This window comes from Ruegeria sp. AN6 (assembly GCF_056540425.1).
This window is the reverse complement of record NZ_JBQFWR010000002.1, coordinates 334276-346906: the sequence shown is the minus strand read 5'-3', so window position 1 is coordinate 346906 and position 12631 is coordinate 334276. Positions and strand designations below refer to the sequence as shown.

Genomic DNA, 12631 nt, shown 5'->3' with positions numbered 1-12631 from the left:
CAGCCAAGGGCCGTGTCAAACCGCCTGTTCTACCGATGCATTCGACACTATCGAATCCAGAGCCCGCAGGATCACCTCAGGCCCTGCATTTTCGCGCACTGCGCCCTCAGATAGCATCCGTCGCCACCCCCGCGCACCCGGACGTCCTGAGAACAGACCCAGCATATGACGTGTGATCTGGTGCAATCGCCCACCACCGGCAAGATGGGCTTCGACATAGGGCAACATTTTTTGAACCACGTCCATCGGATCTGCAATCTGGCCGATTCCAAAAATCAGCGGATCTGCTCCGGCCAGAATATCCGTTGGCTGATGATAGGCTGCGCGCCCGATCATGACGCCATCAAGCCCTGCGTCCAGTTGCTCCTGCGCTTGTGCCAGCGATGTAATTCCGCCGTTGATCGAAATGTGAAGGTCAGGAAAATCTGCCTTCATCTGATGAACCAGATCGTAGTCAAGCGGAGGGATATCCCTATTTTCCTTAGGGCTTAGCCCTTGCAGCCATGCCTTTCGAGCGTGAATTGTGACACGCTCACATCCCGCCGCTTTGATTTGCTCAAGGAAAACGGGCAGCACCTTTTGAGGGTCTTGCTCATCAACCCCGATCCGGCACTTTACAGTTACTTCAGCCTCCGCGACCTCACGCATTGCCGCAACACATTCCGCAACACGCACAGGTTCGCGCATCAAAACGGCGCCAAACGTGCCCGATTGCACACGGTCGGACGGGCAGCCACAATTCAGATTGATCTCATCATACCCAGCCTCGGCCCCCAACTTGGCGGCCAGTGCCAACTCGCTTGGATCGGCCCCACCCAACTGAAGCGCGATTGGGTGTTCCTGGGGGCTGTATTCAAGCAAATGCAACGCCCCGCCCCGAACCAAAGCGGGTGCCGTCACCATTTCGGTGTACAACAGCGTTCGCGAACTCAGCAGGCGATGCAGATACCGACAGTGACGATCCGTCCAGTCCATCATAGGGGCGACAGAAAGGCGGGCGGCAATGCGGGTTTCTGAAAACTTAGCGTCCGGCATGTCTCAACTACACCTCTAAAATGCGGTTTATTGCAAGCGCCGGATCACCCCCGAGACCTTATTCGGCAATCGATGCAAGCCCGGGGAAATGGTACCGCCTCCCTGGCTTGAACAGGGGACCTCTGGATCCACAATCCAGCGCTCTAACCAACTGAGCTAAGGCGGCACTCGTGAGGGGCGATTTAGCGAAGGCGTACGAGGATTGCAAGGGGATTAAAGCCGAATTCGCCAGCTTTGTTCCACCAGATCGACCCCAAAAGAATGTACCGGCTTGCTGTCTGTAAGCTGCCATCCAAACGAACGGTAAAGCCCGCAGGCCGCAGCGTGGCTTTCATGAGTCCAAAGCGCCATTTCACGATATCCCGCGCTGCGCGCAAAGCCCATGCAGGTGGTCAAAAGACGCTTGCCAAGCCCCAGCCCGCGAGCTTCGGGCACCAGCAAAAACAAGCGCAGCTTGGCAGTGTGATCGTCCTGCGTGACACAGAATATACTTCCAAGTCGCTCACCTGCGCGCTCGGCAATCCAACCGCATTCGCGTTCCGAGTTACTATTGGCAATAAAATCCTCAAGAATTCGCGCCACCAGAGGGGAGAAAGTCTCGTCGAACCCCTCATCGCGGCCATACAGCGTACCGTGACGTTCCACCAGCCACGCGGTGTCATCTGGACGAAAGGGTCTAAGGTTGATGTCATCCATTCCCTATCTGACCCTATAGCCCGCTTGATTCTCAACCCGTTGCACGCTAGCACCAAGGCTGAATTCCCGGAGGCACAAATGGGCATCAACACCGAACGCGAAATCGAAGCGAACCTGCAGATCGGCCCCACCGATCAGGGTATGGTGCGTCTGTTTATTGAAGGCTCCGGTATTGAGATTCCGATGGATTTTGACCCGGAAGAGGCCGAAGAAATCGCCGAGGAAATCCGCGCCGCTGCTCAGGCAGCGCGGGCAGTCAGCAGTTAAAGTCGCGGATCACGCAGCGTATGCAGCCTGCGGGCTGCGTCTACAGCAAATTTCTGGATCATCTTCTTTCTTCGCGCCGGAGCCACTTTGCTTTCCGGGCTCATTCGGATGATCTCGGCATCATATGCGTCTGCAATAATCAACCCTGTGTCTTCAGGCAGCAAATCGGTCGGAAAGTCAGTATCTACCGCCCAAAAGAATCGATCACACCATTCCAGATAGCCCTGCCACTTAGAGTCTGACTGATAGTCAGCCCGACTGGATTTGCACTCGATCACCCACAGCTCGCCCTTTGGGCCCAAGCCCATCACATCGACGCGCAGACCCCGTGCCGGTACAAATTCCTCAATTGAAACATAGCCATGGGTTAACAAATGTCGCGAAACACCGCGTGCCAGTTTTTGTCCAGGTTGTAGATCGAGTGTCATACCTAAAATGTGAACAATTAGCGAACAAAAATCAAGCTCTTGACATGATACCATTTGGTATCTCATTAATATGGTACCTAATGGTATCATATGGAGTGTCCCATGGACCCGAAGATTCAAAACGCCTTCCGGGCGCTTGCTGACCCTACCCGTCGGGACATTGTGCAGATGTTGGCGGCCAAGGACATGACGATCGCACAACTCACCGAATGCTTCGACATGACACGGGCGGCGGTCAAAAAACACCTGACTGTTCTGTCAGATGGAGGTCTGATTACGGTCGAAGCAAAGGGCCGTGAACGCATTAATCGGCTTGAACCCAAGGGGATGGCCCCTGTTCTGGACTGGCTCAGCTATTTTGATCGGTTCTGGGACGACCGGCTTTCGAACTTAAAAGAAGCGATAGAGAGGAATAAAAAGTGACCAATGCCGTATTGCAAAAGACCATATTCTTGCGGGCCGAGCCCGAAACTGTTTGGGCTTACCTAACCGAACCTGACCGTCTGGCAGAATGGTTCCACAAACCCGAACAACCTTTGGCAGCGGGTAAAAAGCTTGAGATGTTCGGGACGACCAGCGGTGATCTTCTGATCTGGGGTGAAGTGCGTGAGGCGCGCCGCCCAGAATATCTGGAATACACATTTACCGTCAAGCCGATGGGTAACACCGTGAGCGTGGTCAAATGGACCTTGGAACCGGTCCCGGGCGGTACACGCCTTGGCTTGTTGCACGAAGGGCTACCACAAGGGGTCGACGCCTTTGGCCTGATCCTTGCACTGGACAACGGCTGGGACGAACATTTCGGTAAGATGCGCACAGCACTGCACGAAACTGTTGATGCATAACCCCTTGTGCGAACCCGCTTCACGCCCTACTTAAGCGCTTGGCGGGTTCTGCCCTTCTCGTGCACGGCAGCATTCCGGTGGCCTTAAGCAATTCCGAGGGAGCTGGCTCTGTTCAGGTCCTGGCCTGATTACCTGGCGCCCACCTGTATACACAGGTCCTCGGGAATCAAAGCCCCACGGTTGGCTGGTGGTCCCGCCACATTTTCCCTTTCAGATCAATGATCTGATCGCACTTCCTGTTTGACGACTGCAGGTCGGAAATTGTGGGCAACAGCTGATCCGCCGCGCGGCCCCTGGGGTTTTTCTGCCATGCTCATGATCTTGTAGGCGAACTGAACCCCTGCAAATACGATCCCGTTCATAAACCAGATCATCACCAATGCGATCAGTCCGATCTCTGACCCTGTAATCAGGTGGCGCAGGTTGGCAACGTTCATCGCCAGAAGCACCCCGACAAAAACAGCCGAGATGGCAAAGCCCCATGCAACTTGAGTGATATACAGTCGGACCAGTTTGGGCATGGTGAACCTCCTTGCGCTCTGCCTTTTAGGCTAGCGCAAATCTGTTCCGGGTAAAGGCGTCAGAACGCCTCGGGTTGGGCTTCGCGCGCCATGTGATCCAGCACAGCGTTGACGAATTTGGGTTCTTTACCTTCGGGGAAGAATGCACGGGCCACGTCGACAAATTCAGTGATGACGACTTTGGGCGGTGTGTTGCTTTGGGTCAGCTCCGCTCCGGCGGCTCGAAACAGGGCGCGCAGGGTCGGATCGATGCGAGCTATGGGCCATTTCGCCACCAGCGCGCGATCCGTCATTTGGTCGATCGGCGCCTGATAGTTCACGGCGTCATCCACCAGTTTGCGGAAGACGCTGATATCGCCATCCAGCATTTCTTCGCCTTCATAGACGGCGCCAAAACGGTGATCCAGAAACTCGGTTACGACTGCTTCAGTCGTCTGACCCGATTGCTCCATCTGGAATAACGCCTGCACGGCATAGAGGCGTGCGGCGGATTTCATTAGGCGTTTCTGGTTGGCCGGTTTCGGCGCGTCTGTCTTGGTCATGCGGTTGTGGATCCGTTGCTGTCGCCCGCCACAAGGATGGACTCGGACGGCGGCTTAAAGCCCACGCCCTTTTTGGAAGAGCCCCACTTACGGCTGAGCGCGATCAGATGCAAGGCCGCAGCGGCGGCTCCGCCGCCTTTATTCATCTTTTCAGGGTTTGCGCGAACTTCGGCCTGATCGTCATTCTCGACCGTCAGAATGCCATTGCCGATGCACAGGCCCTGCAGGCCCATCAGCTGGATAGCACGGCTCGAGTCGTTGCAGACTGTTTCATAATGAGTGGTCTCGCCGCGAATGACACAGCCCAGCGCGACATAGCCGTCAAAATTGCACTGACGGTCGGCCATGGCGATAGCAGTCGGAATTTCCAACGCGCCGGGAACTTCGACAACCTCGCAGGTACCGCCAGCCGCCTCGATCTCGGCTTTGGCACCTGCAATCAGGTTGTCGGCAATTGCGCGATAGAAAGGAGCCGCCACAATTAGCAACTTCACCGGTTTATCGAATGTCGGCGTCGGCAGGATACCATGTTTGTCTTGTTCAGCCATTTTCAGTCTTCCTTGAGGATCGAGCGGGTTCCGACAATGGACAGCCCAAAGGCGTCGAGCCCCAGATATACAGTTTCGGGTGAATCAGTCAGCAACACCAGTTCCTGAACACCCATCTTGGATAGAATCTGCGCACCCAGGCCGGTTTGCTTGATAGTCCGCGGACCTTCATCTTCGGCAGCATAGAGAGAATTGCGGGGCTGGCGGAAAAGGCAAACGACGCCGCGCCCCTCTGCGGCGATCTTCTCCATCGCGCGAGGCAGCTCGCGCGAGGATTTCGGGCCGAGCCCCAGAATATCCGGTGCTTCATGCAAAGCATGGGTCCGAGTCAGCACCGGCTCGGGCGTAGTGATATCACCCTTGATCATGACAACATGTTCGATGCCATGGGTCTGATCGGTAAAAATCCGCATCTCCCAGTCGCCACCGTATTCCGAGGTCACCGTCTCACGCGAGGTTTCGACGACCAAATTATCATTGCGCGAGCGATAGCTGATAAGGTCGCTGATTGTCCCAATCTTCATCTCATGCTCTTTGGCGAACTCTACCAAATCAGGCAGGCGCGCCATGGTGCCGTCGGGGTTCATGATCTCACAGATCACTCCCGCTGGCTTCAACCCGGCCAGACGCGAGATATCCACTGCCGCCTCGGTATGACCCGCGCGCACAAGCACCCCACCGCGCTTGGCACGCAACGGGAACACATGGCCCGGTGTCGCAATATGTGCCATCGTGTTTTGCTCGTTGATCGCGGTCGCGACGGTCAGCGCGCGGTCAGCGGCGGAAATACCAGTGGAAACTCCCTCGCGCGCCTCAATCGAAACGGTGAACGCCGTCTCGTGACGTGATGAATTGTTAACAGCCATCATCGGCAGCCCAAGATGATCAATCCGTTCTGCTGTCATGGGCAGACAAATCAGCCCGCGCCCATGGGTGGCCATGAAGTTGATGGCATTCGCGTCGGCAAATTCTGCAGCAATTACGAGGTCGCCCTCATTCTCGCGATCTTCGTGATCGACAAGAATGTACATCCGGCCTTTGCGGGCCTCTTCGATGATGTCCTCGATCGGGCTAATCGCCTCGCGCAACTGGGCCTCAACCGGTCCGGGGGTTTCAAAGCTCATGGGGTAAGCCTTTCGCATGGCAGGTTTGCTGGCGAAATAGACCACGTGCGCGTCAATGACCAGCCCGTATGCGCTCGGGTTTGTGCGATCCGCCCTTGGCATTGGAATGTGCAACAAGTAATTCAATCTAAAACGGGCGTAAAAACTGGCCACTGCGGGTGTATATATGCCTGTTTCGATACGCGGATATTGTTGCCATTTTCTGAACCTTTGAGGGGCAAATGTGGGCTTTGTCCACAAATTGCCGCAATCAAGCCCTCGGAATGCCCGATATCAAAGGCACCTAAAACTCAACAATTCCCTAGTGTGTCGAGATATCGAGCCCAGTGTCCAAGACCGCCTATCTCCCTGCTTCTAATGCAGTTCTGATAAATTCCCTTTGGCGTAACAGGCTGTTATTGTCACTGGTTGCGCTGCAAATCGCATGCGCCATCGCCGTCAGCCTCTATGTGGGCCGGTCATTTTGGGATTCCTCGACCCCCATCCTTTTAGGAATATCGCTCCGTCTGCTTTGCTTTATGTTCGCAAATTTCATCCTCTGGAGGCTTGGTGTTGCGATTTTTGTGGTCAAACCGAAAAAGCCAATTCATTGGATGTTGCAAGACCTGCGAACCAAACTGACAGACGTCGAAAAAGCACCCGACGTTTTGATCTGCTTCGTCAGCATCGTTGCTCTGATCATAACCTACACATTTTTGAAGAACGAAATTCACTCGTTGAATCCCTCTCTTTGGGACACACAGTTTGCGCAATGGGACAGGTTCCTACACGGCGGCGTCGATCCCTGGACTTTGCTAAGGCCCGTCCTTGGGTCGCCAGTGATTACAACAGCTTTGAATGCGGCCTATCATATCTGGTTTCCGATGCTTTATATCGCCGTCTGCGTGGCCTGCCTGGATCGCCGGGATCCAATTCGTAGCACGGTATTCCTGGTCGCCTTTGTGCTGTGCTGGTTTGTCGGGGGAAACGTGATCGCGACGGTCTTTGCATCTGTCGGTCCTGTTTACTATGAACCCTTCAATCTGGGCACAGATTTCGTTCCGCAGATGGAATTGCTGCGCCAATCACATGAAATCAGCCCAGTCTGGGCGCTGAAAGTGCAAAGCACGCTGCTGGATGGCTTTCAAAATTCGGGGCTCGCACGGGGTATCTCAGCGATGCCCAGTATGCATGTCGCTTCAAGCGCGCTCCTGGCGTTGTATGGGTTCACTTATTCGCGGTGGCTAGGCTGGGGGCTGACAGTGTTTACCTTTGTCATCCTGTTGGGATCGGTACATCTTGCGTGGCATTACGCCATTGATGGATATGCTTCGATCCTGTTGGTCCTTTTCTTCTGGTGGCTGGCCAAAAGGCTCACGGCACGGTTCGGGCCGGGAACCTGAGGTTCAGGACATCTCGGCCAGACGGGCCACGTATCTGGCCAAAGTATCGATCTCAAGATTCACCTTGTCACCGACCGCGACATCACCCCATGTGGTGACCTCTTTGGTATGCGGGATGAAGTTGATACCGAAGTCACATCCCTCAACATCGTTGACCGTCAAAGACGTGCCGTTCAGCGCTACCGATCCTTTTGGCGCGATAAACCGAGCAAGATCAACGGGTGCGCGCAAAGTCACACGCGTGCTATCGCCCTCGTCAGCTACCGCAATCACTTCGGCTACGCCATCAACATGGCCCGAGACGATATGCCCCCCCAGTTCATCCCCGACTTTCAAGGCGCGCTCCAGATTTACCTGCGTGCCGACCTGCCAGTGATCCAAATTGGTCTTCGAAACCGTTTCGGCGCTGATCTGAACATCGTACCAGTCGTCCCCCAGCGCGATAACGGTCAGACACACACCATCGCTTGCGATCGAAGCACCCATATCGATCCCTGCTGTGTCATAGCTGGTCCTGATCCTTGCCCGTAGGTCACCCTGCTGGTCAAGTTCGGCAACAGTGCCAATATCGGTGACGATCCCTGTAAACATTTCATCAACCCCAAGAGCCTAATTTCAATAATCGAGGTAAAGGCACCCAGCCCGACGGACAAGCCCTGCCTTGCCCAGAATCCAACAAAGAGGCATAATTTCATCCAAACGTTCCACGAATATACCTTGCGAGCAGACTATATGGCATCTTCAACCACCTGCCCTGACCGGCGTGTGTTCCTGTTCCTGCAAGGTCCCCATGGTCCATTCTTCAATGCACTAGGTGGTATGCTGCGCGCAGCCGGAGCCAAAGTCATCCGTGTTGGGTTCAACGCGGGCGATCAGGCGTTTTGGAGCGACACGACCAGCTTTATTCCCTATCTGGGGAATCCCGACGATTGGCCAGCTACATTCACCGACATAGTTACACTCAATGGTGTCACTGATATCGTACTCTATGGTGATACCCGGCCTATCCATGCAAATGCGGTTCGAATTGCGAAATCACGCGGCATTACTATCCATGTTTTCGAAGAGGGATATCTGCGCCCCTGGTGGGTGACGTATGAGCGCAACGGCTCGAACGGAAACTCGCGTTTGATGGAGCTTGATGTGGAAGAGATGCAGACGGCATTGGCGCAGTCTGAGGGTCAAACCCCTCCGCCGCCCTCGCATTGGGGGGATATGCGCCAGCACATTTTCTACGGCGCGCTTTACCATTGGTTCGTGATGCTCATGAACCGGCGCTATCGAAATTTCCAGCCTCACCGCGAGCTACCAGTCGCCAAAGAGTTTCAGTTGTATTTTAAGCGACTGGCACTGATGCCATTCCACAGATTACAACGAAAATGGGCGACAACTCGGGTCAGGCGGGGGGGCTTTCCCTATCACCTTGTCCTGTTGCAACTGGGTCATGACAGCTCGGTGCAATCCCATTCGGATTATTCCTGCATGAGTGAGTTTCTCAGCCAAGTGATTGACGGTTTTGCCAAGGGTGCCCCTGCGCATCACCACCTCGTCATCAAAGAGCATCCGCTGGAAAACCATCGTGAACCACTTCGGCACATGGCCCAGCGCATGGCCGAAAAACTCGATATCACTGATCGAATTCACTATGTGCCAGGTGGTAAGTTGGCAAAACTTCTCGATGAAGCGAGATCAGCAGTAACCGTGAATTCAACTGCAGGCCAACAAGCCCTGTGGCGCGGCATTCCACTGCGCAGTTTCGGACGGTCGGTATATGACAAGCCACAGTTTGTTTCCCGGCAGCCAATCGAGGCTTTTTTTGCTGACCCCGATGCTCCGGACAGCAAAGCCTACCGGGACTATCGACAATTTCTTCTCAATACCAGTCAGATTCCGGGTGGCTTCTATTCCCGAAAAGGACGTCGACAATTATTGCGCCGTGCCGCAGATATGATGCTTATGAAACAGGGGCCATATCAGTCGGCACTGGAAGACAACGAGGCCGCAACGCCACAGTTGCATCTTGTTAAGTAACTTGAATCAACCCGTTGCTGGATGTTTGGCATTGAAACGGGTAACCTGCCCAAAACAAAGACGACTGAGGTAAATCGGCAGTGCAGCGTTTTCCCACCCGATGGATACGGGGGGCTTCCTTTGTGGTGGCCCTTGGTTTGCTGGCAGCGTGTCAGCTTCCGAAATCTGGACCGAACAAAACAGAAATCCTGGCCGGTTCTGTCGAAAACGGCGGCAACGCCTTTGTTGTCGAGGTCGACGACCGCGTGGCACGTGCCGCCTCCGCTGTTCCGCAATACGGGTTCTCACAATCTTTTCGCAGCGCCCAAAGCATTGCGTCTGATACTGTGCGTCCCGGCGATGTTTTAAATCTTAGCATCTGGGAGAATGTCGACGACGGGTTGCTGACTTCAGAAGCTGGTGGTGCGACCAATCTGGATCAGGTTCAAGTCGACAATGACGGATATATTTTCGTTCCCTACGCTGGTCGGCTGCGTGCGGCGGGCAATACTCCGGAGCAATTGCGCACCCTGATTTCCAGCAAACTGGAAGAGCAAACGCCGGACCCACAGGTTCAGGTTACGCGCACGCCGGGCAATGGGTCGACTGTTTCTTTGACCGGGACCATCGGTGCACCGGGTATTTACCCGATCGAGCGCCCGACAGGAACCTTGTCGACCATGCTCGCACAAGCGGGAGGCGTCGCAGTTGCATCGGATATAGCTTTGGTTACCGTGATCCGCGGAAATCAAAAGGGAACGATCTGGTACAACGATCTTTTCCGCAATCCGGAAACCGACATCGCCCTGCGCGGCGGTGATCGCATTCTGGTTGAACAGGATAGCCGCTCGTATATTGCACTGGGTTCGACTGGGCAGTCCCGCGTGGCGTTCGAAAGTCAGGATTTATCGGCTCTCGAAGCTCTGGCACAAGTTGGGGGCCTTCAATCGCTGTCGTCAGATCCGACCGGGATATTCATTCTGCGCGACGAACGGCAGGACATTGCACGTAGCGTTATGGGGCGCCCCGAGCTGACGGGTGATCAACGCATGATCTACCTGTTGAACTTGACCGCGCCCAACGGCTTGTTTGTTGCACGTGATTTTGTGATCCGCGACGATGACACGATCTATGTCACCGAGGCCCCATATGCACAGTGGAGCAAATCAATCTCGTTGATCGCCGGAGGTCTGACACCATTTGCGAATGTAGCGACACTTACAGGAAACTAGTGGATGTTTCCTGAACTGGAGAGCATGGCCGGGGGCGAACGCTCCCGGCTATTTGTTTACAACGGTGGTTTACTGACACAACGGCGTGTGCGCCGGGTCCTGTCTTTGTCCGGGTATGACATTCGGCTTGGTCTGCCCCAACACGAAGATCTTGTTGGGGTCTGGGGCAACAGCCCAACTGCTCATCGCGGCTTGACCATAGCGCGGAAACGCGATGTGCCCATCTTACGGATCGAAGATGCGTTCCTGAGATCTCTGCAACCCGGACGCAGCGGCGAGGCCCCGCTGGGATTGCTGCTTGACCGTGCAGGTCTACATTTTGATCCTACTACGCCATCCGATCTGGAAACCCTGCTTACGACACATCCGCTGGATGACACTGCCCTGCTGGATCGCGCGCGTGGCGCGGTTGCGCGCCTACGCGAATTGCACCTCAGCAAATACTCAGCCTACGATCTTGATCAACCACCCCCTGAACCCGGCTACGTTCTGGTAATTGATCAAATCCAGGGAGATGCAGCAGTTACTGCGAGCCACGGCGACTATGCGCGGTTCCGCGAGATACTGGTCATCGCACAAGAGGAAAACCCAGGCGCGCGCGTCATCATCAAAAGCCATCCCGAAACGACAGCAGGTCATCGGAAAGGATACTTTTCTGATCAAGATCTGAATGACCGCGTGTCCATTCTGGACCGCCCCATAAGCCCTTGGTCACTATTGGAAGGCGCTATCGGTGTTTATACTCTGTCGTCACAGATGGGATTTGAGGCCATTCTGGCCGGACATAAACCCCGCGTATTCGGGCAACCGTTTTACTCAGGGTGGGGGCTGACACAGGACGACATCCCCCTCCCCCGTCGACAACGCAACCTCACGCGGGCGCAGCTTTTTGCAGCAACAATGATCCTGTATCCGCGCTGGTACGACCCCTATCAAGACTGCTTGTGCGAATTGGAAACCGTGATCGATACACTCGAGGCGCAGACCCGCGCTTGGAGACAGGATCACAAAGGTTGGACTGCATCGGGTATGCGGGTGTGGAAGCGGCGGCGCCTGCAGCGCATTTTCGGTCAACACGGTAAGCTGCGTTTTACATCCGAGCAGCCAAAAGATACCGCACATCCCCATATGGCCTGGGCGAGCCAAGCGCGTGATACTTTGAGCGCAACACGCGTCGAGGATGGCTTTCTACGCTCGCGTGGATTGGGTGCGGAATTGGTGCCACCGCTTTCGCTTGTGACCGATGATATCGGTATTTACTACGACCCGACCCACCCCAGCCGGCTAGAGGAATGGATCACCGCGCGAGAGACGCTGCGACCGGACCAGAGGCTTCGATCAGAACGGCTGATAGCCCAGTTGCTCTCTGAGGGCCTGAGCAAGTACAACGTCGGTCATCCTGCCCCGGACCTGCCAAAAGGCCATCGCATTCTGGTGCCGGGGCAGGTAGAAGATGACGCCTCGATCAGACTGGGTACAAGCAATATTCGCAACAACCTCGATCTGCTGCGTGTAACGCGCAAGGCCAATCCTGATGCTGTTCTGATTTACAAACCTCACCCGGATGTCGAAGCCGGATTGCGAGAGGGCAAAATCGAATCAGATTTGGCTGACATAGTGGTCAAGCGCACCGACCCCGCCACCCTGATGACTCAGGTAGACGAGGTTTGGACTATGACCTCGCTGCTGGGGTTCGAAGCTTTGCTGCGCGGCGTCAAGGTCACGACGCTAGGCGCGCCATTCTATGCTGGGTGGGGGTTGACGACAGATTTGGGGGCTGTGCCTGCTCGTCGCGGCGCGCAGCCTTCATTGATGGGCTTGGTACACGCAACCCTGATCGACTACCCGCGATACTTTGATCCCGTGACTGGACAGGCTTGCCCAGTCGAGATCGCGGTTGAACGGCTTGCGCACGGGGCACCAACGGCGACAGGACCTATAAACCGCCTTCTGTCCAAACTACAAGGAATGATGGCAACGCATGCGCGTTGGTGGCGCTAA

General features: G+C 55.3%; 15 protein-coding genes and 1 tRNA gene. 7 read left to right on the top strand and 9 right to left on the bottom strand.

The window, feature by feature from the left end:
• Positions 1 to 15: 15 nt before the first annotated feature.
• From dusA to ACR0MQ_RS05905, 3 genes are all read right to left on the bottom strand, one after another.
• The gene (gene dusA / locus ACR0MQ_RS05915) at positions 16 to 1035 is read right to left on the bottom strand and encodes a tRNA dihydrouridine(20/20a) synthase DusA (protein WP_170776978.1); all 1020 of its coding nucleotides are present in this window, start codon (positions 1033 to 1035) and stop codon (positions 16 to 18) included.
• A gap of 89 nt (positions 1036 to 1124) precedes the next feature.
• A tRNA-His gene (locus ACR0MQ_RS05910) sits at positions 1125 to 1201 on the bottom strand.
• A 47-nt stretch (positions 1202 to 1248) separates the two neighbouring features.
• The gene (locus ACR0MQ_RS05905; RefSeq protein WP_170773057.1) at positions 1249 to 1731 is read right to left on the bottom strand and encodes a GNAT family N-acetyltransferase; all 483 of its coding nucleotides are present in this window, start codon (positions 1729 to 1731) and stop codon (positions 1249 to 1251) included.
• Positions 1732 to 1809: 78 nt separating this feature from the next.
• On the opposite strand from ACR0MQ_RS05905, the gene ACR0MQ_RS05900 reads away from it, so the two are divergent.
• Positions 1810 to 1998 carry a DUF6324 family protein gene (locus tag ACR0MQ_RS05900; RefSeq protein ID WP_010442011.1) on the top strand — a complete coding sequence of 63 codons (189 nt, stop codon included), beginning with the start codon at positions 1810 to 1812 and terminating at the stop codon, positions 1996 to 1998.
• Here the strand turns inward: ACR0MQ_RS05900 and ACR0MQ_RS05895 are convergent.
• Positions 1995 to 2426, bottom strand: a complete 432-nt coding sequence (locus tag ACR0MQ_RS05895) for an MmcB family DNA repair protein (protein ID WP_029621999.1) — start codon at positions 2424 to 2426, stop codon at positions 1995 to 1997. The two genes, ACR0MQ_RS05900 and ACR0MQ_RS05895, sit on opposite strands and share 4 nt — an antisense overlap.
• 102 nt (positions 2427 to 2528) lie before the next feature.
• Here ACR0MQ_RS05895 and ACR0MQ_RS05890 point away from each other — a divergent pair, with 102 nt between their 5' ends.
• Together ACR0MQ_RS05890 and ACR0MQ_RS05885 are read left to right on the top strand one after the other, a co-directional pair.
• Positions 2529 to 2849, top strand: a complete 321-nt coding sequence (locus ACR0MQ_RS05890; RefSeq protein WP_170773055.1) for a metalloregulator ArsR/SmtB family transcription factor — start codon at positions 2529 to 2531, stop codon at positions 2847 to 2849.
• Entirely contained in the window at positions 2846 to 3271 is a 426-nt protein-coding gene (locus tag ACR0MQ_RS05885) for an SRPBCC family protein (protein ID WP_480606618.1), read from the top strand. Before ACR0MQ_RS05890 ends, ACR0MQ_RS05885 begins: the two co-directional genes overlap by 4 nt.
• Before the next feature lie 215 nt (positions 3272 to 3486).
• On the opposite strand, the gene ACR0MQ_RS05880 is transcribed toward ACR0MQ_RS05885, so the two are convergent.
• The 4 genes from ACR0MQ_RS05880 to ribB are packed head-to-tail and all read right to left on the bottom strand — an operon-like array spanning position 3487 to position 6006.
• Positions 3487 to 3792 carry a hypothetical protein gene (locus ACR0MQ_RS05880; protein ID WP_170540768.1) on the bottom strand — a complete coding sequence of 102 codons (306 nt, stop codon included), beginning with the start codon at positions 3790 to 3792 and terminating at the stop codon, positions 3487 to 3489.
• A 59-nt stretch (positions 3793 to 3851) separates the two neighbouring features.
• Complete coding sequence (gene nusB / locus ACR0MQ_RS05875) at positions 3852 to 4334, bottom strand: transcription antitermination factor NusB (protein ID WP_010442006.1); 483 nt, start codon at positions 4332 to 4334, stop codon at positions 3852 to 3854.
• The gene (locus ACR0MQ_RS05870; RefSeq protein ID WP_170472384.1) at positions 4331 to 4882 is read right to left on the bottom strand and encodes a 6,7-dimethyl-8-ribityllumazine synthase; all 552 of its coding nucleotides are present in this window, start codon (positions 4880 to 4882) and stop codon (positions 4331 to 4333) included. The genes nusB and ACR0MQ_RS05870 overlap by 4 nt, the downstream gene beginning before the upstream one ends.
• A gap of 2 nt (positions 4883 to 4884) precedes the next feature.
• Positions 4885 to 6006 carry a 3,4-dihydroxy-2-butanone-4-phosphate synthase gene (gene ribB / locus ACR0MQ_RS05865; protein WP_480606614.1) on the bottom strand — a complete coding sequence of 374 codons (1122 nt, stop codon included), beginning with the start codon at positions 6004 to 6006 and terminating at the stop codon, positions 4885 to 4887.
• A 398-nt stretch (positions 6007 to 6404) separates the two neighbouring features.
• Here ribB and ACR0MQ_RS05860 point away from each other — a divergent pair, with 398 nt between their 5' ends.
• Complete coding sequence (locus ACR0MQ_RS05860) at positions 6405 to 7388, top strand: phosphatase PAP2 family protein (protein ID WP_480606611.1); 984 nt, start codon at positions 6405 to 6407, stop codon at positions 7386 to 7388.
• Between the two features lie 3 nt (positions 7389 to 7391).
• Here the strand turns inward: ACR0MQ_RS05860 and ACR0MQ_RS05855 are convergent, their stop codons facing one another.
• Complete coding sequence (locus ACR0MQ_RS05855; protein ID WP_170472388.1) at positions 7392 to 7979, bottom strand: riboflavin synthase; 588 nt, start codon at positions 7977 to 7979, stop codon at positions 7392 to 7394.
• A gap of 141 nt (positions 7980 to 8120) precedes the next feature.
• Between ACR0MQ_RS05855 and ACR0MQ_RS05850 the strand changes: the two genes are divergently transcribed.
• From ACR0MQ_RS05850 to ACR0MQ_RS05840, 3 genes are all read left to right on the top strand, one after another.
• Positions 8121 to 9419, top strand: a complete 1299-nt coding sequence (locus ACR0MQ_RS05850) for a capsule biosynthesis protein (RefSeq protein WP_480606609.1) — start codon at positions 8121 to 8123, stop codon at positions 9417 to 9419.
• A gap of 80 nt (positions 9420 to 9499) precedes the next feature.
• Positions 9500 to 10630, top strand: a complete 1131-nt coding sequence (locus ACR0MQ_RS05845) for a polysaccharide biosynthesis/export family protein (RefSeq protein WP_480606607.1) — start codon at positions 9500 to 9502, stop codon at positions 10628 to 10630.
• Positions 10631 to 10633: 3 nt separating this feature from the next.
• A complete protein-coding gene (locus ACR0MQ_RS05840; RefSeq protein ID WP_480606605.1) occupies positions 10634 to 12631 on the top strand; it encodes a capsular polysaccharide biosynthesis protein in 1998 nt (665 codons plus the stop codon).